Annotated in this window: 1 protein-coding gene; it reads right to left on the bottom strand. The window is 38.5% G+C overall.

The window, feature by feature from the left end; all coding sequences use genetic code 11:
• The coding region (locus tag PL11201_RS25430; protein ID WP_200816878.1) for a transposase at window positions 1–239 on the bottom strand (239 nt) is incomplete at both ends.

The raw sequence follows: 239 nt of genomic DNA, 5'->3' as shown, positions 1-239 counted from the left end.
TTTTCAGCCTCTGTTGCTTCTTGTTCCATCATTTGGATATAACACTTGCGATTCACACCTCCAATCACCAAGCCGTAAACAAAACTGATTTGCTGTTGCAAAAACCCAATAATACTTAATCTTCGACCCCGACGATGTGTTTGTTCTAAACGTTTTTGTTCCCCTCTAAAATAATAGGTGTAACCCGGTTCACTCCACAGACAAAAACCCGATTCATCTAAATACTTTAAGTCAATTTC

This window comes from Planktothrix sp. PCC 11201 (genome assembly GCF_900009135.1).
GTDB lineage: Bacteria > Cyanobacteriota > Cyanobacteriia > Cyanobacteriales > Microcoleaceae > Planktothrix.
This window is presented reverse-complemented; position numbering and strand designations above follow the sequence as displayed.